This is a genomic window from Paenibacillus sp. Cedars (assembly GCF_003184205.1).
GTDB classification, from domain to species: domain Bacteria; phylum Bacillota; class Bacilli; order Paenibacillales; family Paenibacillaceae; genus Paenibacillus_AQ; species Paenibacillus_AQ glucanolyticus.
Genome location: NZ_CP020866.1, coordinates 3,260,413 through 3,277,468 on the forward strand (window position 1 = coordinate 3,260,413; position 17,056 = coordinate 3,277,468).

General features: G+C 48.9%; 18 protein-coding genes. 7 read left to right on the plus strand and 11 right to left on the minus strand.

Going from position 1 to position 17,056, the window contains the following annotated elements; genetic code table 11:
• Window positions 1–21 precede the first annotated feature (21 nt).
• Window positions 22–249 carry a hypothetical protein gene (locus tag B9D94_RS16530; protein WP_253805989.1) on the minus strand — a complete coding sequence of 76 codons (228 nt, stop codon included), beginning with the start codon at window positions 247–249 and terminating at the stop codon, window positions 22–24.
• 79 nt (window positions 250–328) lie between these two features.
• Here B9D94_RS16530 and B9D94_RS16535 point away from each other — a divergent pair, with 79 nt between their 5' ends.
• Window positions 329–577, plus strand: a complete 249-nt coding sequence (locus B9D94_RS16535) for a hypothetical protein (RefSeq protein WP_172963961.1) — start codon at window positions 329–331, stop codon at window positions 575–577.
• Here B9D94_RS16535 and B9D94_RS16540 read toward each other — a convergent pair.
• Window positions 574–939 carry a hypothetical protein gene (locus B9D94_RS16540; protein ID WP_172963962.1) on the minus strand — a complete coding sequence of 122 codons (366 nt, stop codon included), beginning with the start codon at window positions 937–939 and terminating at the stop codon, window positions 574–576. The genes B9D94_RS16535 and B9D94_RS16540 overlap by 4 nt on opposite strands.
• Window positions 940–1,602: 663 nt before the next feature.
• Between B9D94_RS16540 and qoxA the strand changes: the two genes are divergently transcribed.
• The 4 genes from qoxA to qoxD all read left to right on the plus strand — a co-directional run bounded on the left by qoxA (window position 1,603) and on the right by qoxD (window position 5,496).
• Window positions 1,603–2,607, plus strand: coding sequence for a cytochrome aa3 quinol oxidase subunit II (gene qoxA, locus B9D94_RS16545; RefSeq protein WP_006209805.1), 1,005 nt, complete (start codon window positions 1,603–1,605; stop codon window positions 2,605–2,607).
• Window positions 2,608–2,670: 63 nt separating this feature from the next.
• The gene (gene qoxB / locus B9D94_RS16550; RefSeq protein WP_006209803.1) at window positions 2,671–4,614 is read left to right on the plus strand and encodes a cytochrome aa3 quinol oxidase subunit I; all 1,944 of its coding nucleotides are present in this window, start codon (window positions 2,671–2,673) and stop codon (window positions 4,612–4,614) included.
• Window positions 4,611–5,207: a cytochrome aa3 quinol oxidase subunit III gene (qoxC, locus tag B9D94_RS16555; protein WP_006209802.1), complete on the plus strand. Its 597-nt coding sequence runs from the start codon at window positions 4,611–4,613 to the stop codon at window positions 5,205–5,207. The genes qoxB and qoxC overlap by 4 nt, the downstream gene beginning before the upstream one ends.
• Window position 5,208: 1 nt before the next feature.
• A complete protein-coding gene (gene qoxD / locus B9D94_RS16560) occupies window positions 5,209–5,496 on the plus strand; it encodes a cytochrome aa3 quinol oxidase subunit IV (RefSeq protein WP_006209801.1) in 288 nt (95 codons plus the stop codon).
• 202 nt (window positions 5,497–5,698) lie between these two features.
• Here qoxD and B9D94_RS16565 read toward each other — a convergent pair whose 3' ends face one another.
• From B9D94_RS16565 to B9D94_RS16585, 5 genes are all read right to left on the minus strand, one after another.
• The gene (locus B9D94_RS16565; protein WP_228029937.1) at window positions 5,699–6,862 is read right to left on the minus strand and encodes a cell wall-binding repeat-containing protein; all 1,164 of its coding nucleotides are present in this window, start codon (window positions 6,860–6,862) and stop codon (window positions 5,699–5,701) included.
• 80 nt (window positions 6,863–6,942) lie between these two features.
• On the minus strand, window positions 6,943–8,193 hold the full coding sequence (locus B9D94_RS16570; protein WP_036638163.1) for a DHH family phosphoesterase: 1,251 nt from the start codon (window positions 8,191–8,193) through the stop codon (window positions 6,943–6,945).
• 282 nt (window positions 8,194–8,475) lie between these two features.
• On the minus strand, window positions 8,476–8,865 hold the full coding sequence (locus B9D94_RS16575) for a rhodanese-like domain-containing protein (RefSeq protein WP_036638162.1): 390 nt from the start codon (window positions 8,863–8,865) through the stop codon (window positions 8,476–8,478).
• A gap of 117 nt (window positions 8,866–8,982) precedes the next feature.
• The gene (gene bioB, locus B9D94_RS16580) at window positions 8,983–9,978 is read right to left on the minus strand and encodes a biotin synthase BioB (protein ID WP_148247534.1); all 996 of its coding nucleotides are present in this window, start codon (window positions 9,976–9,978) and stop codon (window positions 8,983–8,985) included.
• Window positions 9,979–10,178: 200 nt separating this feature from the next.
• Window positions 10,179–12,104, minus strand: coding sequence for an LTA synthase family protein (locus tag B9D94_RS16585; protein ID WP_148247535.1), 1,926 nt, complete (start codon window positions 12,102–12,104; stop codon window positions 10,179–10,181).
• A 177-nt stretch (window positions 12,105–12,281) separates the two neighbouring features.
• Here B9D94_RS16585 and B9D94_RS16590 point away from each other — a divergent pair, with 177 nt between their 5' ends.
• On the plus strand, window positions 12,282–13,199 hold the full coding sequence (locus tag B9D94_RS16590) for an NAD-dependent epimerase/dehydratase family protein (protein ID WP_148247536.1): 918 nt from the start codon (window positions 12,282–12,284) through the stop codon (window positions 13,197–13,199).
• A 106-nt stretch (window positions 13,200–13,305) separates the two neighbouring features.
• Here the strand turns inward: B9D94_RS16590 and B9D94_RS16595 are convergent, their stop codons facing one another.
• A complete protein-coding gene (locus B9D94_RS16595) occupies window positions 13,306–14,373 on the minus strand; it encodes a glycosyltransferase family 4 protein (protein ID WP_148247537.1) in 1,068 nt (355 codons plus the stop codon).
• 16 nt (window positions 14,374–14,389) lie between these two features.
• Window positions 14,390–14,725 carry a hypothetical protein gene (locus B9D94_RS16600; protein WP_148247538.1) on the minus strand — a complete coding sequence of 112 codons (336 nt, stop codon included), beginning with the start codon at window positions 14,723–14,725 and terminating at the stop codon, window positions 14,390–14,392.
• A gap of 192 nt (window positions 14,726–14,917) precedes the next feature.
• On the opposite strand from B9D94_RS16600, the gene B9D94_RS16605 reads away from it, so the two are divergent.
• Window positions 14,918–15,544 carry a DUF1796 family putative cysteine peptidase gene (locus B9D94_RS16605; RefSeq protein WP_006209789.1) on the plus strand — a complete coding sequence of 209 codons (627 nt, stop codon included), beginning with the start codon at window positions 14,918–14,920 and terminating at the stop codon, window positions 15,542–15,544.
• A gap of 94 nt (window positions 15,545–15,638) precedes the next feature.
• Here B9D94_RS16605 and B9D94_RS31025 read toward each other — a convergent pair whose 3' ends face one another.
• On the minus strand, window positions 15,639–15,803 hold the full coding sequence (locus B9D94_RS31025; protein ID WP_160163988.1) for a hypothetical protein: 165 nt from the start codon (window positions 15,801–15,803) through the stop codon (window positions 15,639–15,641).
• A gap of 16 nt (window positions 15,804–15,819) precedes the next feature.
• Entirely contained in the window at window positions 15,820–17,049 is a 1,230-nt protein-coding gene (locus B9D94_RS16610; RefSeq protein WP_148247539.1) for a glycosyltransferase family 4 protein, read from the minus strand.
• Window positions 17,050–17,056: the final 7 nt, after the last annotated feature.

Here is a 17,056-nt window from a genome sequence, read left to right on the forward strand (position 1 = left end):
CCATGGGAGAAGGCCCTGTATTCACCTGAACGAATTCGTGATTGTGCCTGACGGCATATAGACCCCGCTGATCAGGGGCATGATCGGAATGATTGACGGAAACAGTGTATTAAACTGCTCCGGGGATTGCAGGATACCAACCATGAGCATAGATAAGGCTACGATCGTCAGCGTATAAATCACAACGACCATCAACAGCAAGCTGTAGCCGTCACCTAAATCGAACCCGAAGCCATAACGGAATATCATAAATACCACCATAATTTGCAAAATGCCTATCAAAGAGCTGTACACCAAGCATGCGTAAAGGGGGCATCTGTAAATACGATTGTACATGTTCACGAAACTGCGTTTCATCGGGTGCGGCAGCTGCCGCAGCCTGAAGCTGCAGTTCTCGATTATAGACTGTCCGGACGTGCTGTTCGGCCAGTTGGACAAACCGGTTATCCACGGCTGCAACGATTCTGTAATCGTTACGTATCAGCTTGACGGCGAGATCAGCTCGCCCCTCGCGTACCTTCGTCCTTGCGGCTTTTTCGTCCTGCATTCTGAATTCAAACGAATCGCTTTGATTTAATAATTCAATCCACTTTGAATTCGATTCATCCGGCGTTTCATATTACGATATTCGCTGAGCAGCGTTTCATTCCGAACCGAAGACTCTTCATAACGGGCCCAGACGGTACGGAATAAAGCAAGCCCAATTGCGAGAATAACCGAATATCGAACCAGGAACGGCGATGGAAAGCCGGGGTAGCCTAACAAATCCAGCATGATGGCACCGACAACCAGAACGATACCAATGACGCAGGCCTGAATGGCCGGAAGCCGATAGGCCGCTTTTCCCGCAATAATGGAAAAAACCAGGAGAATATAGGGATTAAAAGCATCTGTGCCGATCGGCCACAGCGAGGCAACGAGCAGTGTGACAAATAGCATTGCAGGCCTTGCCCGGCATAACAGCGCTATAAAATAAGCTGTGAAGAAAATAGAGCTGCTCCCCAATCTCCAAGGCAACGGGTCAGAATTAACATGTTGAACCTCAGGCAGGAAGGCACATACCCAGCTTGATATTAGAAATAAGAACCATATCCAGAACGATCGCACATCATCCCCTCACTTTCGGCCAACGAGTTGAAGGCTTCCAGCAAAAAAACCGGTTCCAATTTTTAGTTATATCATAGCACAGGAACATACATGCCTCTTGGTTAAATAGGTATCCTGGAAACGTAAAATCGCTCCTTTTATCATTGTGAAAAAACATACATACACCTCTAAACCCTTATAAATACTAGGATTTATGCTGTCTCCAGATTGGCTATTAAAGGCAAAAACCAGCCCGGAATTGTGACGAAACTGGTAACACTCGTGAATATTTGAACAAAGTATGAACTGCGCTTAAACCGCACCACTACAATGATTTGCCTCACACACCAATCCTTTTGTAACAAATTGAACACATAAAATTACACACATTGACACGAATGTGGATTTATATGTAAATTATACAATTTTATGTGTTTTGCAAAGCCAATCAGAACTTTCTACTATAGATGTGTTAGAAACATTTGAACGAAGCCGTTTCAAGGAAAGGGGTACATCATGAACAAAAGAGGGCCGTTATTTGCATTGTTATTAAGCTTCACCTTGCTCTTATCGGGATGCAGCTCACTCACGGTATTGGATCCGAAAGGACCGGCTGCCAGAACCCTATCCGATACAATCATATTCTCCATTCTCATGATGGTCGGAATATTGGCCGTAGTTTATGCGCTTTATATCTTCATGCTCACCAAATATCGAGCGAAGAAATCCAACGAAGGTTACGAACCGCCACATGAAGAGGGCAATAAATGGCTGGAAATATTATGGACCGCCATTCCGATCCTGATTGTTGCCGTCCTCTCGGTTGTGACCGTCAAAACGACGGTGGCCGTGGAGAATGTGCCGGAAGGCTATGAAAACCAAGAGCCGCTAGTCATCTACGCTTCCTCTTCGAACTGGAAATGGCACTTCAGCTATCCGGAAGAAGGAATCGAAACGGTGAATTACGTTAACATTCCAACACATCGCCCGATTGAATTCCGTCTTTACTCATTCGGTACAATCTCAAGCTTCTGGATCCCTCAGCTCCATGGCCAGAAATATGCGATGAGCGACATGATTACGAAGCTTAACATGGTTGCGGACGAACCGGGCTCCATGATGGGCCGTAACGCGAACTTCAACGGCGAAGGCTTCGCACACATGGAGTTCGAGGCGCTTGCAATGTCTTCGACCGAGTATGACAAGTGGGTTCAAGATGTCAAGGAAACTGCTCCTGAGCTGAAGGAAGATGAGTTTAAGAAGCTGCTGGAAACCGCGCATGTCGGTCGAATGAGCTTCTCCAACACGCACCTTGAATTCAGCCCGCCGCCTTCCGAAGATCATCACCATGGCGGTGATGTCAATGGCAATGAGGAGCATCAGGACCATAAAGACGTCCACCCGGATCCTGCTACAACGGAAGAAACGGAATTTGACAGCGAAACGAACGTGGATCCGAACGAGCCGCTGCCGAACTTCCCGGCTGAAGAAAGCCCAAATCATCAACATGATGGACATTAAATCGGTGAGTGAAACGTTGTTCACCCGATCTACTTCATACATCCAGAAAGGAGCTAGGCTCTTATGAAATGGGACGAATTTTTCGTTACCGGTGATCCGTTAATTTACGGCGCCATGGTGAGTATTGTTCTCGTCTCGCTTGCAATCCTCTTCGGCTTGACCTATTACAAGAAGTGGGGATATATGTGGCGGGAATGGCTGACCACCGTGGATCACAAAAAAATTGGCGTTATGTATATCATCTGTGCCTTGATCATGCTGTTCCGCGGCGGCGTTGACGCCTTGATGATGCGTGCGCAGACCGCTGCACCGGAAATGAAATTTCTGACGGGTCAGCACTATAATGAAGTATTTACAACTCACGGAGTCATTATGATTCTCTTTATGGCCATGCCGTTTATCTTCGGTCTGATGAATGTTATCATTCCGCTCCAGATCGGTGCCCGTGACGTAGCATTCCCTAAACTGAACGCAATCAGCTTCTGGCTATTCTTCGCCGGTGCGATGCTGTTCAACATCTCCTTTGTCATTGGAGGCTCGCCGGATGCCGGCTGGTCCGCCTATTTCCCGCTGGCCAGTATCGAGTTCAGTCCGACGGTTGGCAACAACTATTACTCTCTGGCGCTGCAGATATCAGGGATTGGTACGCTCCTTACAGGCGTTAACTTTATCGTAACGATCCTGAAGATGCGTGCACCAGGTATGACACTCATGCGCATGCCAATGTTCACATGGTCCGTGCTGATCACTTGTGTCATCATTATCTTTGCTTTCCCGGTACTTACGATTGCGCTATTGCTTATGATGTTCGACCGCGTGTTTGGTTCACAATTCTTCACGATGTCCAACGGCGGTATGGATATGCTCTGGGCCAACCTGTTCTGGGTATGGGGTCACCCTGAGGTATATATCGTTATTCTGCCTGCATTCGGGATATTCAGTGAGATTATATCGACCTTCTCCAAGAAGAACCTGTATGGTTACGGTTCCATGGTCTTCAGTATGGTTATCATCTCAGCTCTGTCCTTCCTGGTCTGGGCCCACCATTTCTATACGATGGGTCAAGGCGCTATGGTCAACGGCTTCTTCTCGATCACAACGATGGCGATTGCCGTGCCGACCGGGGTCAAAATATTCAACTGGCTCTTTACGCTGAGGAAAGGCCGAATAAGCTTTACGACACCGATGCTCTATTCACTGGCATTTATTCCGATCTTTACGATCGGCGGTGTTACCGGCGTTATGCTGGCGATGGCCAGTGCCGACTATCAGTATCATAATACGATGTTCCTGGTTGCCCACTTCCACTATGTGCTCATTCCAGGTGCCGTATTTGCCGTCATTGCCGGTTTCCATTACTGGTTCCCTAAAGTGTTCGGCTTCCGTCTGAATGAAAAACTTGGCAAAATTGCCTTCTGGTTCATTGCCATTTCGTTTAACGTTACCTTCTTCCCGATGTTCTTCCTGGGACTGATGGGTATGACTCGCCGGACGTACACGTACTCAGCTGAAACCGGCTTTGGCCCGCTGAATATGCTGTCGATGGTAGGTGCGGTCGGTCTGGCAATCGGATTTGTTATTCTCGTATATAACATCTACTGGAGTACACGTTACGAGCCGCGCGACAAAACAGGCGATCCATGGGATGCACGCGCTCTGGAATGGTCAACGCCAAGCCCGGTTCCTGTATATAACTTTGCTGTCACACCACAAGTAAAAGGCCGTGATGCCTACTGGTTCTCGAAGAAAAACAACGAACCGCTCTCAGATGAGAAAATCACGAAGATTCACATGCCTAGCAACACCGGAAAACCATTTATACTGGGTATTGCCTTCTTCTTCCTCGGCTTCTTCCTGGTATTCAGCTGGTGGATTCCATCCATCGTGGCTGGTGTCGCGGTGCTGATTATAATGGCTACCATGTCCTTTGACCGTGATCACGGATATTACATTCCGGTTGAAGAGATTGTTCAAACCGAACAGAAACTGCGGGGTGATACGGTATGAAAATAGATGCCACTCAGCCGCTGGAATATGGAACAGAGGAAAACCGCAATCGTATCTTCGGATTCTGGCTGTTCCTCGGAGCTGAAATTGCGCTCTTTGCTACCTTGTTTACCGTCTACTTCGTTCTCGTTAACCGCTTCGCCAGCGGTCCGAGCGGAGCGGAAATCTTTGAAATAACACCGGTTCTACTTGAGACCTTCCTGCTCTTAACGAGCAGCTTCACCATCGGATTGGCTGTTCATGCGATGCGTCTGGGTCTGAAAAAGCAGATGATGATCTTTATGGTCATCACCCTGCTGCTGGGTGCAGGATTCCTTGGTATCGAGATCTTTGAATTCTTCACTTATGTGCATGAAGGAGTTACACTCTCTACCAGCGCATTTGCGTCCAGCCTGTTTACACTGCTTGGGACTCACGGAGCTCACGTTACCTTTGGTCTCCTGTGGGGAACTGCCATTCTGATTCAACTTAAAAAGCATGGATTGGATCATTCCACAGCCAACAAGTCCTTTATCTTCTCGCTCTACTGGCACTTCCTGGACGTTGTGTGGATCTTCATATTCAGCTTTGTATACCTGAAAGGACTGATGTGACATGATTAAGCAGCTGTTTCCTATTAAGCATGTAGCGGGTTATATATCGTCTCTCGTCCTTTCAGCTGTTGCACTCGTGGTTCTGTTGGATATGCCGACAGCTTCGAAATTTGCCATCCTGCTGGTCACCGCGATACTGCAGGCTGCCGTTCAGCTCATGCTGTTCATGCACGTTGGCGAAAGTGATGACAAGAAATCCGTTTATATCAACATTGCGTTCGCTCTGTTTGTTGGACTTGTCACGATCTTCGGAACGCTCTTCATCTTCGTATGGGGATGGTATGCATAACAACCGGCAATAGCCGAGCTACAGATTAACCGATGAACGTATCGCATTGCGCGAACGCTTCATCCACATAGAAGGGGCCGTCCCAAAAGTCACTTGACTCTGGGAGGCCCCTTTGTGTTTTATAAAGACGCTGCGGAATGAAGCATTCCTTCAAACGCGGTTGCCCCCGAATACCCTGAATTCATCTTTAAGGAAGGAATCGCTATGGGGCAGCGTTCTCCAGAATTTCATCGATCTCGCTCTGAAGTTTGGTCGTCAGGGTTTTCTCATCTCCAATAATCCAGGCATGATTATAGGGTGCTTCCATTGGCGAATTGTCATACGCTTGCTGTATTGACTCTACGTACTTCACGATGGAACGGGGAACCCCGTCCCGCTCCGTATATAACAGCGGTGCATGTTTACCCATATGGGACAATGGCGCAGCCGCAATGGACAAGATAGGAGAATCCGGGATGGAGAAGGAGAGGCTGTAGCCCGGTGAGCGTATCCCCCATCCGAACCCCGTTCCGGGATCATGGTACTGTGCGAAGTGAATGGCATTCTCGTATGGATCATCCCCGGCGATTCGAATCACGTTGCCATATTGCCGGAGATTTTCCTCCACGCTGTGGGATACCACCTTCTCCGGGCCGATGATATAGATATGTGCCTGCCCATTTCGCTTCTGAAGCGCCTTCACCGTATCTTCAGGCACGTCCTTCTCACTGACAAACAGTAGTGTCTCCGGCATATGCGCAATCCAGCTTACCGCAGGCAGCGTATAATTCGGGCGCTCCATCGATCCAATGATGACGGAGGTTGGAACGGATCCCGTTACCTTTGCTGCGTATTCGTCAATAGCAGCTGCTGCTTCTGCCGGCTCCGTTGCATCTATGTGGTCGACCTTATAGTCGAGTCCGTTCAGATCCTTCATAACCTTTTCCGATATCGGGCCGACCGTGATAATGTCAATCCCTTTGTTATTCTCCGCTCCCCTTGGCTTCAAGCGGCGCAGCTCCTCCAGCGTTTCCTTGGGAATCCCCTCCTCTTCCACAAACAACAGCGGCCCCTGGCTCAGCTGAGTCAGATCGGCACTGACAGCGGCTATGGGCCACTGGGCCGAATCCACCAGAATAACGCTCTGCGGGCGACTGTGCTCATTCGTGGACAGCCACAGCGTTTTGGAGGTCAGTACCGCCGCACTTACTGGATCAGACGTATTCAATCGGATGGTATTCTTGGTAGCTGACCAAGGCACAGGGGTATCCTTCAGCAGCTCTTTGCTGTGAACAGCGGATGGAATCGAGGGCTCCGAATGATTCACAGTCTGACTCCAAGCGAGAATGCCTGCCGTAAGAAGGGCAAGGGCCCAGCCGGCGATCATTTTCTTCACCGTACATTCCTCCTGTCTGCACACAACGTAACACGCATGCATCTCTGCTATCCTTCATGCGGATTTAGGGGTCACATATCTTCCATTAACTTCTCTTCATCCAAATCCGGCGGCAAACCAGGACGTTCATGGGAACGATTCCGCATCCATTGTTCCTTCAGCATCTTCACAAACACATCGTCCCGGGATAGCCAGACACCATACTGGCGCTTCATGTGCCGCTCTGCCTCGTCAAACGAACGGAATGTAAACGGCAGCGGATCGCCGTTCCACTCCACCACCCATTCTCCTGCGCGGGCATATACAAACAGCATATCCTCGCCCCAGCTTTCGTACAGAACACCGGACTCGGTACCTTTAATGTTGAACTGATTCCGTGAGGCATCTAAACGGATCGGTTCAAGTTCAAACGGATCGGCCGCAAACAGCTGATATACTTCCTCCGTTATCGTGCATCCCGATGCTTTAGCATGACCTCCTCCGCCGTACCGAATTGCAATTTCGGATACATCCACATGATCATGAATCGTCCGCAGGCTCATTTTCCTCCCGCCCATATTCAATATGGCGATATAATCAAGATGAGGATAGACGGATCCCAGCTCACTGGCAAGCTCGGAATGATAGGACTCGGCGTATACGATACCTACGCAGTATTCATCAACGAAGGTTTGAATAATTTCACGCTGCTTGCGGCGGATATAACGCTCGATTTTATCCTCTTCCATGTCCAGAATTTTCTCTTCAAATTCATCGAAGAAAAAGCCCTCCGATTCACGAAGACGCTGGATCATCTTGCTCTCAAACTCATCAACGGCCAGCATATAGAACAGATCATTCAACCGTTTCGCCTGAATCTTCTGATGTTCTTCCCATTCCCATGTATCATAGAGCCGGACAAGCTCCACGAATTGATCCATCCCTTCGCTCCTGCTCAGATGTCCATGCTCAATCAAATATTCATAAAATAATGAGGTTGCCGAGGCCGCTCTGCCGTCTCGATGCGTCACAACCACCTGTCCCCATATGTAATCATTCAAATGAAGGGCAGTTTTATGGTGATCGATAAGCTGAACCTGTCCTCCTTCTTCCACAAACACGTTTAATTCCTTCTCGATGTCGGGAGCAACCGATAAATCCGTAATAAACAGCACGTCGTACGGATGCTCCTGAACGGAGGTCCGGTTTAAATACCTTGCGACTTGCTGATTCAATCCGTGAATGGTGTTATATCGGACATCAATTCCTTCGCCGAAGGCGCATTTGGCTATGATGCCGCAGCCGATGCCATCCAGATCATTATGGCTGTACAGATGATACATAGGTGATTTCCTCCCTAGAAGGTGGAATGGACAAGCGGTACATACCTTTTCACCCCTACGATTCCCTAAAATCTTCCGTTTTATCCCCCTGCTGCTGTTCTGAACCATCAGAATTGGACAAAAAAAGAAGAAGTGGACAGAGCACCACTTCTTCTTGAATATAGAAGAGATTATGCCTGTTGAACAGGTCTTGGTCCTTTGGATGCCATAACCTCATGCTCTTTTCCTTACGCAGCATAACAAAAAATCCGATCAGCAAGAGGTCTGCCGATCGGATTTTTTTCAGTTCATGGATGCGCGTTGCAGGGAATTGCAAGCCGTGCAATCCTCCTGCAAATAGAATATTGAAGTGAAACCCGCCTTCTTGAGCTTGCGCGCCGCCAGAAAGCCGGCTGAGCGCTTCGGTGTTACGATGACTACGGAATCATCTGGTTTAAGTTCCTGATCCCAAACATAAGACAGTCTTCCAAGGGAGATGTTAATGGTCTCTTTCCACGGATTTGCCATAAACTCGGACACATCGCGAACATCGAGCAATTTGAGTTCAGGGCATTCCTTTTGTGCAAGACGAAGATCGCTGCACTTCATGAACCGCAAGCCTGTTATAGGTACATACCTCCGGTAGTATAGAACGAATAGGAAAACCATAAAGACGGCTAATGCGATCAGCACGTAGCATTCCCCCATCAAAGTCATGTGCATCATCTTGATGCATGGTGGGTGAACCAAACAAAATCTTACCCCCACGGGTATATAGTATGTGCTGTCTGAATAAAAGTCAATACATGATTACAATGCACACTCTTCTATTTCAAAACCCAAGTCTTCAATCAATCCCCAGTCTGCCGTATGAGCCTGCCCTTCTGTCGTCAAATAATCACCAATGAATATGGAATTCGCTGCATAAAGACCGAGCGGCTGCAAGGAGCGCAGATTAACCTCGCGCCCGCCCGCGATCCGGATCTCCTTCGTCGGATTAACAAATCTCATCATAGCCAGAATCTTCAAACACATCATGGGTGTCAGTTCCTTGCGTCCTTCAAGGGGAGTTCCGTCGATTGCGTTCAGAAAATTGCACGGAATGGAATCCGCCCCGACCGATTTTAGAGCAAACGCAATCTCCACCCGTTCTTCCAGGCTCTCTCCCATTCCAAAAATGGCTCCGGAGCATGGGGACATGCCGGAAGTGCCTGCCTGCCTCACCGTGTCCAGTCGATCATCATATGTATGCGTGGTTGTAATATGTTCATAGTTATCTTTAGAAGTATTCAGATTATGGTTATATCGATGCACCCCGGCATCCGCAAGCTTCTGAGCATGCACCTCATTCAAAAAACCCAAGCAGCAGCAGACCTTCAGACTGGTCGTCTGCGTAATCTCCTTCACCGCTTCAATGACATGCTCAATCTCCCGGTTGGAAGGGCGGCGCCCAGAAGCAACGATGCAATAGGTTCCGGCCTTTCGGCGAATCGATTCACGGGCACCTTCAAGAATCTTTTCTTTGGTAAGCCATGCGTACTTTTCAATCGGTGCTTCTGATACGATGGACTGGGAGCAGTACCCGCAATCTTCAGGGCACAGACCGGATTTGGCATTCACAATCATATTCAGCTTAACCTTATTGCCATAATACTCCCGCCGGATGCGATACGCAGCCTGCATAACAGACAGCAGTTCCTGATCCTCGCTCTGCAGAATAGCCCGTGCTTCCTCCGGAGTTACTTCGTACCCTTGTATAACTTGATCTGATAATTTCAGCCAATCACGATGAATTTGAGTAATCATATGATTAGGTCCCCTCTCCGTTATCATTGTCAACCAATAATTATCAATTATAGGTTGACAATATGAGTAATAATATCACAGATCCCGGAACACAACAATCAAGATGGAAGCCTCTCCTCATGTAAAAAAAGGACGGCTTCGCCAGCCCGTCACAGGGCTGATGAAACAATCCTCTACCTCGTTATCCATTCTGATTCGTATCAGGGTGCCCGCTTAGGCAGCATCTTCACATACTCATCAGACAGCTTCATTAATTGGAGAATATAATCATAATCGCTGCGGTAAGGCGTAATATCCGCAACCGGCTCCAGCGTTTTCAAAGAAACCGCCGTTCCATCCTCAAATCCATCCCCGGGTACAAACAGGATCTCATTGTTGAAGAAAGATCCCGTTGGCAAATAGTAACGCATGCCAATCACGTTGCGATCTACATTCAGCAAGTCCTGCCCGAAGGCTGTAAAGCCCTCTTGATCAAGCGATATGCCCAGCAGGTTCGCCACGGTTGGCAGAATATCGACTTGTCCGCCTACCTGATCTATGACCTGACCTTCATCCATGCCGGGAACATGCATGATAAGCGGGATGTTAAACCGGCTGACCCGCTCATGGTAAGGAATACCCAGCGTTGAAGAAATGAGATTGGCATCCGCTTCAGCCGGATTGATACCGAAGTGATCCCCATACACAACCAGCACGGTGTCATCCCACACTCCATTTTGCTGCAGACGGTCAACCAGCGTTCCCAGCGCATAATCGGAGTAGTTCACCGACTTCAGGTAATTGCCAAGATGAGTTCCTTCCAGCTCTGCAGGCAGCGTCATCTTCGCGAATTCATCCTTGACGTTGTATGGAGAATGATTCGACACCGTAATGTAGTGGGCATAGGTCGGCTTGTTCTGCTGCTCATTCTCCAGCAGCTTCTCGACCCCTACGCGGAACAACTCTTCATCCGAAGGCCCGAATTCATTATAATAATCATTCGTGAAATAGGGCTTGTCATAGTAATGCTGAAAATCAAGTGCCGGATACATTTTGCTTCGATCCCAGAACTTCACGTCATTCACATGAAAAGTGCCGGTATCATACCCATGCTCGTTCAGGGTCCTTGGCAGTCCCGGCAGCTCCTTGTTCCCGAACCCGGTAGACATCGCCGTCGTACCCGTCGGATAAATCGAAGTATTCACTGCAAATTCGGCGTCTGATGTATTGCCTTGTCCAATCTGCTGAAAGACATGCGGGAAATAAAAGCCGCTATCGGCAAGCTGATTCATTACCGGCGTCAGCTCTTGCCCGTTCAGAGATTGACCAATCGGGAAGTTCTGAAGAGACTCCATCTGAACGATGATCAGATTTTTACCCTTGGCCGCACCGAAATAATCCGGCTTGTCCTTCACCTGCTTAACGTATGGATAGGTCGCTTGCAGCTGCTGGGCTCTCAGTATAGTATCCTGCAAGTTCCCTTCCGCCAGCGCGCGATTCTCCTGTGAGTTCCGCACAACAGCGGACACCTGGTAATTCATGAATCCCATTTGCTCTGCTCGAACGATTTCATTCTCGATTCCCCATTCCTTTCGAATGATGAATCCGGACAACACGACCGCTATGATAAGGACAGCGACCATTGAAAGTCGCCATTTCATACCTAGTCCCCGCGAAGCATAAAATGCCGAGTAAGAACGTTCTCCACCGAAATGAAGTCCTCTTCTTGCACGTGAACGGACTTTTTTGACCGCCCATATGATCAAGAGCACGACCAAATCCAGAAAGAACAGAAAGTGCTCCGGCTCAAGCAGCGCTGTTATGCTGGCTCTTACCTGGTTCACCTGACCAATGCCCGCGAGCGCGGTATACGTTGGTATGGAACCGAAGTGAACGTTGTAAACAGCGGAAGCAAACATCATGAAAGACAGGACCACATTCAGGACGATGTATACCGTTTTCTTGCCTCTTAACGGCAGAATCAGCTCCACTAAGCTGATCAGTGCCAGCACTGACAGCGCATCGGTAAGAACCTTCCCCCAGGCAACCCCGTTAAATAGAAATACCCTTAGCAGGATCAGTTTCAATAAGAGCGTTATAAACACGAGTGTACTTAACTTCAACCTTCGCTCAAGGCTACGTTCCATGCTGCATTCCCTCTTTTTGTAAATGTAGTGTTAATTGACAGCTTTCATTATAACAGGAATGTAAACGCCAATCTAATCCGCCCATTCCTCGGCTACCCCCGTCAATTGTCCAATGCATGAACCCCCAGTGTCACGTAGGATAAAGCATCCCAATCAAAAGGCTGGAGGGTATAATCCATGAAGATGGTTGTGACCGGCGGAGCGGGCTTTATCGGCTCTCATCTGGTGAATGGACTCGTGAACCAAGGCTATGAGGTCCATGTTATTGATAATCTGACAACCGGAGACCCAGGTCGCCTTCATAGCGAGGCAATTTTGCATGTGGCCGACGTGAACAGTCAGCAGACAACAGCGTATATCTCCGTGCTTAAACCGGACGTCGTATTTCATCTGGCGGCCCAGGCCGATGTGCAGCGATCGATCAAAGAGCCTCCGCTGGATGCGGATGCCAATATCATGGGCACCATAAACATACTTGAAGCTTGCCGTAAGGCAGGCGTACGTAAAATTGTATTTGCTTCAACTTCAGGCGTATACGGGGATTTGGAGAAACCTCAACTGACAGAGGATGATCCGGTCTCGCCCATCTCGTTCTACGCACAATCGAAGATTACAGGCGAACAGTATATTCGTCTCTATCACCAATTCTTCGGACTGAAGTACACCATCCTTCGGTTTGGGAATGTCTACGGTCCAGGCCAGACCGCTAAGGGTGAAGGCGGCGTAGTGGCGGTATTTGGAAATCGTCTTCGCCAAGGCATTCCCCTTCAGATCTATGGCGACGGTGAGCAAACCCGGGATTTCATTTATGTAAAAGATGTCGTGGAAGCCAATCTCGCTTCCATCCATCAAGGCGATCAGCATGTGCTCCATGTAAGCACTGGCAGCGGCCGTACCATCAACACGCTTGTCGATATCATCGGCAGGCTGCATCCTGATCCTATCGATGTAAATTATATGCCTGTAAAGAACGGGGACATTCTGCACAGCTGCCTGAACAACGACAGGACCCGGGAGCTCTTGGCGTGGAATCCGTTATATAGTCTGGAACAAGGGATTGCAGAAACCTACCGTCACTGGCTGCGTACATCCTAGGGCAGCAAGCGACTTTTGCATTCATACGAAAAACAGCCTTATTCCCTTGCAAGCAGGGGCAATTAGGCTGTTTTTCGTGCATTTTTGGCGCATGCGGCTTGAAGGATCACATGCCAATCGATTGAAGCAGACCCGCAAAATGGATCGCATAGCTATGCGGGTTGAAATTCTGTTCGACGTGTCCCTTGGCGTGACTTCGAATCTGTTCGCGCAGGGAACGATCATTCATTAGCACCAGCGCTTCGGCAACAGCATGCTGAATATCTCCCAGCACATAGAACTTGCCTGTCAAATTGTGATACACCGATGTCGATACCCCATCCGAATCGGTTGTCAGCACGGGACAGCGGCAGCTCATCGCTTCAAGAACCGAATACGGCGCGCCTTCCACCTTCGAGGTGCAGCATAGGAATCCGCCGGAATCGCCAATGACGGAATAATAGTAGGGCATCTCGGCATGCGGTACGTTGGATCGAAGAGTTAACCGCTCCGACAGATCCAGCTCTTCAATGAGTGCAAGAAACTGTTCACGCTCTAGCGGCTGACTGAGTTGAATATCCTCGAACATCCACATTTGCAGATCCGGTACATGCTGTTTAAGCTGATGACCGATATGAAGAAATTCGCGCCAGTTCTTGTTATCCTCAATCCGCCCTAGCCATGCCATAATTGGGCTTGCAGACCTTGGATAGGGTCTGTACGTGAACTCCTGGCTGTCAAAGCAATTATTGAAATTAAACTGCGGCTTATGCGGATACAGCTCCTGGAATAACGCAGCAATATGAGGGGTGTTGGGATTCAGCAGCGCAGCGGCATGCTCGTTGACGTACGGCGCTGCCTGTGTAAGCTGCGCATGCGCAACACTCTTAGGTCCATAACCCTGGATTTCCAGCACGAATTTCCCTTTGAAGCCCAGCATTCGAAGCCGCGGGAAGCTCGCATGATCTGTTGTCACGACAATGACGTCAAAGGCGTTGGAATCCAGAATATGCTTGATTTCAATATCATTGCGGGTTACATAGATCGGGAAATCAGCGGCATTCTGCATGCCGGATCCCCAGGCATAATACAGACAATGCGCCTCGATCCCGGCAAGTCGAAGTGCACGGCATCGCTGTCTGTTTAATGTTTCAACGCCCCCGCTTGGCACGTAGTAGACGAACAGCACCTTCATGTCGTACCCCTCCCCATTATTCGATGGCTTGAAAATCAGAATTTGAGTAGACGGCTACAAGCTGTCCCTGGTTCTTGGCATGGACGGTAATCAGCGTGGAGTGAGTGTAGTTAATGTTGGTCACGAGCAGCAGGCTGAATGCGGTATTATGGTTCGTGATATTGGGCACATAGACCGTCGAACCTGCCCCGACATGAACGAGGCCAACATAATAGACCCCGTACAGGTGATATCCGTGAATAAGGACATCAAATTCTTCTGCCCCTGCATTGGTTATCGTGAGATCCACGGACTGTATATATCGCGCATCAATATGGCCGTACTCCACTGCATCTAAACGATAGATGGACATTTCATTCCCTCCCAGGCAATTGCAGCATCATTAATATCAGGTTATGTAACTACTTCTGATCAGGTAAGGGCATATCCATAGTGACGATCATCCAATTGTGTATTTCTTGACTCCACGGTCCAAGCCGCTTCTTACGGATTCGCATTTAATAGTATGTGGAAGTGATCCGAAAGAAAGGGACGGTGACCATAGATGTTGAGCCTGCAGGATATCAAGGGACCCTATCATGCCATATTCAGTCTGGGAAATAATTGTTTGCCGGGCATTGAGCTAAGAGAACACGGGCTGCGCAAATTTGCCGGGCCAATCGATTGGATGGGCACCCCGGTGCTGCCCCAAATTTCAAGGATGCTTCGCAACCGGTTTCAAGGCATGCTGGTTTATCCGAACCTCCACACGGTTAGCCAGGCCAATGATGAGCTGTACAATGTATGGGATCGAGAGTACGATCTATATCTGAATCATGATTTTTACGTGGTTAACAACTTCCCTCCCCATCTGGCAGCTTATCCTGAGATCAAGGTAAAATATGACCGGAGGATCGCCAGATTTCTGCAGACACTGGAAAGCGGAGGGCGAATCCTCTTTATTCGGACCGATTCCAGCTATGAAGATATCAAGGAGCTGGTAGATTCCCTGCAGCAGATCTGTGTCGGGCCTTTTCATGTGCTTGCTGTCAATCATGAGCCCGTGAAAGAGATCGAAATGGCGGACTGGAACATAGAGCATGTGTGTGCTGTGAAAATGCCGGACATTGATATCTGGATCAGCAACCGTTATCGCTGGACCTATTTGTTCCAAGGCATGTATTTGACCTAAATGAACGAAACTTCGATATGGATGTCGAGCCAGCTCAAGTACAGCGAAATGGCAGGCCAAGATAATCCCTTGGCCTGCCATTTTACATCAGGATTTAAATGTACGTTACGGGCTCATCGGGCAGCTTGTAATCTTTCGGCAGCGATTGAAGAATCCGATTCCATACCACATAGTCGACCAGAATCTCCGGGTTTGAGATCTGGTTGACAAAAATTCGGTTGTACAAATCGCTCATCACGGAAAATGCTTGCTGATTCATGGGCTCCCCCCCTTTTTCATACAGATGATTTCTGAGCTATAGCACCGTAATATACGTTCAGCGTCCTTTGGACCATCAGATCCATGGACCAATGATCTTGAGCGAATGCCTTCGCATTCTGACCAAGAAATTTTCGGTAATCCTCCCGCTCCAACAGCAGACTCAGCTGTTTTGCCGTACTTACCGCATCCCCAACCGGTGCGATCAAACCTGTGTAACCGTGAGTCACCATTTCCGGCAACCCTCCGGCCGTGGATACAACGCTTGGCAGACCTGCCATTTGTGCTTCCATGACCGAGAAGGGCTGGTTATCCTGAATGCAAGTGTGTGCAAAAATATCCGCTTGCGCCAGTAAGCCGGGGACATTGTTGTGCTCGCCAAGAAAAAACACGTCATGCTGAAGTGAGGCTCTTACCGTCTGCTCCTCCAGTTGCCCCCGCATACCGCCATCCCCGACGATCCAGCAAACCCAATCGCTTCGCATCTGCTTCAGAACGGCCAGGGAATCGAGCAGGACATGGACCCCCTTCACGTATACCAATCGGGCAGGACAGATAATCACCTTCTTGCCCGGCGGCCGCCGGAGTGGTGTTCCGGCATTATATTTTGCTTGAAAGGCCGCAGCATCGAGCCCATACTGAAACACCGTAATTCGATGGTCGGGTACACCGCAATCGGTCATGAGAATGTTCTTGGACCAATGGTTGGCTGCAATGGTCAGATCCGAAGACATGGCAGCATGATATTCAAGCGCAGGAAAATAGCGCCACGCCGGGCTTCTTTCATCGACACCTTTCGAGGGGTTGTTGCGGAAGTGATCCATCATTTCTCGCGCCACAGAGCCATGTACGTGGGATACGAGCGGTGTCCGCCCCGGTTTCACCCGGCCCAAGGAACGTGTCGAGAAGCTATCCTGCGTATGGATAATATCGTACTGCTGCAGCCCGAAATAAGCAGCAGCCAGCTCCATGCAATAACGCTCAAGCTCGTAATGGCGGATTGCATAATGCTGATTCAATCCCGGAGCCGTTTGCGAGTTAAGCTTTGACTCCAGCATAGGAAGCAATGCTTCCTTGGCCAGTTCCTTCCCCCGATTGACAATATGGATTTTTTTGTAATCCGGACTGTTACCGAGCAGATCCACTTCATGACCTAATTGTTCCAAACGGTTCTTGAGCTGCTCCATGAAGTTCCATACTCCGCCGACATGAGGGATTAACCAGTGAGTTGCTAGCAGTATTTTCATGGTATCC

What these genes read in the sequence shown, in the direction of transcription:
- B9D94_RS16530 (WP_253805989.1), bottom strand. Translation starts at nt 249, where the DNA reads ATGATATTCCGTTATGGCTTCGGGTTCGATTTAGGTGACGGCTACAGC.
- B9D94_RS16540 (WP_172963962.1), bottom strand. Translation starts at nt 939, where the DNA reads ATGCTATTTGTCACACTGCTCGTTGCCTCGCTGTGGCCGATCGGCACA.
- qoxA (WP_006209805.1), top strand. Translation starts at nt 1,603, where the DNA reads ATGAACAAAAGAGGGCCGTTATTTGCATTGTTATTAAGCTTCACCTTG.
- qoxB (WP_006209803.1), top strand. Translation starts at nt 2,671, where the DNA reads ATGAAATGGGACGAATTTTTCGTTACCGGTGATCCGTTAATTTACGGC.
- qoxC (WP_006209802.1), top strand. Translation starts at nt 4,611, where the DNA reads ATGAAAATAGATGCCACTCAGCCGCTGGAATATGGAACAGAGGAAAAC.
- qoxD (WP_006209801.1), top strand. Translation starts at nt 5,209, where the DNA reads ATGATTAAGCAGCTGTTTCCTATTAAGCATGTAGCGGGTTATATATCG.
- B9D94_RS16565 (WP_228029937.1), bottom strand. Translation starts at nt 6,862, where the DNA reads ATGATCGCCGGCTGGGCCCTTGCCCTTCTTACGGCAGGCATTCTCGCT.
- B9D94_RS16570 (WP_036638163.1), bottom strand. Translation starts at nt 8,193, where the DNA reads ATGTATCATCTGTACAGCCATAATGATCTGGATGGCATCGGCTGCGGC.
- bioB (WP_148247534.1), bottom strand. Translation starts at nt 9,978, where the DNA reads ATGATTACTCAAATTCATCGTGATTGGCTGAAATTATCAGATCAAGTT.
- B9D94_RS16585 (WP_148247535.1), bottom strand. Translation starts at nt 12,104, where the DNA reads ATGGAACGTAGCCTTGAGCGAAGGTTGAAGTTAAGTACACTCGTGTTT.
- B9D94_RS16590 (WP_148247536.1), top strand. Translation starts at nt 12,282, where the DNA reads ATGAAGATGGTTGTGACCGGCGGAGCGGGCTTTATCGGCTCTCATCTG.
- B9D94_RS16595 (WP_148247537.1), bottom strand. Translation starts at nt 14,373, where the DNA reads ATGAAGGTGCTGTTCGTCTACTACGTGCCAAGCGGGGGCGTTGAAACA.
- B9D94_RS16600 (WP_148247538.1), bottom strand. Translation starts at nt 14,725, where the DNA reads ATGTCCATCTATCGTTTAGATGCAGTGGAGTACGGCCATATTGATGCG.
- B9D94_RS16605 (WP_006209789.1), top strand. Translation starts at nt 14,918, where the DNA reads ATGTTGAGCCTGCAGGATATCAAGGGACCCTATCATGCCATATTCAGT.
- B9D94_RS31025 (WP_160163988.1), bottom strand. Translation starts at nt 15,803, where the DNA reads ATGAATCAGCAAGCATTTTCCGTGATGAGCGATTTGTACAACCGAATT.
- B9D94_RS16610 (WP_148247539.1), bottom strand. Translation starts at nt 17,049, where the DNA reads ATGAAAATACTGCTAGCAACTCACTGGTTAATCCCTCATGTCGGCGGA.